Raw genomic sequence first — 1,067 nt, 5'->3', positions numbered from 1 at the left:
ACGTATAGGAAGAATAAACGCCCTTTTCACCCAAGTCCAACAGCTTTGGACCGCAGTTGACTCTTTCGACACCCCTGCGATGCAACCCAATCCGGCTGACGGGGAGCCAGCAACGCTGAAAATTTACCCTCCTCTTTCCCACTAGCGGCTCCTTTTCCGACAACCAGCACGGCGGATCCCTGCCGCGGCGCTGTGAACGCAGCATTTTGATTGGTATCGTTGGCCTTCAGGCTCGTCAGTCAAACAGACCCAGGAGCAGCTCAGCCGGTGGCGCCCGGCTTTCGGGTAACGCCCTGGTCCCGCTGGTTTCGGCTTTGTGCTTCAGGTGATCAAGGATCTGCTTGATCACTATAGGGTCTTCAATGCAGGCGATGACTTTCATGGCGCCGCCGCAGCCGCTGCAGGTCTCGATGTCGATATTGAAAACACGCTTGAGCCGTTGCGCCCATGTCATCGACGCTCGCCGTTGTGCTGGTGTTGCCGGTTCATCAGCCACCCTGACCTTGTTGCCCCTGCCCCGTTTTGCCGGCGTGACCAACGCCCGGTGCCGACTGTTGGGTGCGAACACCCCGTGGAAGCGGGTTAGGTTGACTCTGGGCTTCGGTACCAGGGCGGCCAGCCTTGCAATGAAATCCAATGGTTCGAAAATGACGTGCGTGGTGCCGTCCCGGTACGGCGTCTTGAGCTGGTAGCGCACGTTGCCGCCTCGTGTTAACGACAGCCGCTTCTCGGATACCGCCGGGCGGCTGATGTACCGGCACAGCCGTTCGAGCTTCTTGCGTTCATCGGCCCTGGCCGCCACGCCGGCGTGCAGGCTGGACCCGGCTACCTTGCCAATCCCGTCACCGAACGGATCACCACTGGTCGGCAGAGTTTGCAAAGTGAACACCTTTCGCCCCGCCTGTGAACCGACAGCGATACGGTAAGTGATCGAGTGCCCCAGCAGGGGTGTCATCGGGTCGTCATCCACCGCATCCGAGGCCAGATAGCTGTTTTCGACATCCCGTTCCAGCAGGCCTTGCCGTTCCAGATAGCGACCCACCCGGTGGGCGATGGTGTGCGTCAGC

General features: G+C 60.4%; 1 pseudogene. It reads right to left on the bottom strand.

The features are described from left to right. Positions 1–235 precede the first annotated feature (235 nt). Positions 236–1,067 (bottom strand): annotated as a pseudogene (locus PSF67_RS22025) (IS91-like element ISCR2 family transposase); the annotation flags it as partial.

Origin of the sequence: Providencia sp. PROV076 (genome assembly GCF_028483405.1) — a bacterium.
Lineage (GTDB): Bacteria > Pseudomonadota > Gammaproteobacteria > Enterobacterales > Enterobacteriaceae > Providencia > Providencia huaxiensis.
The sequence above is the reverse complement of the archived record's forward strand: the minus strand, read 5'-3'. Positions and strand labels throughout refer to the sequence as shown.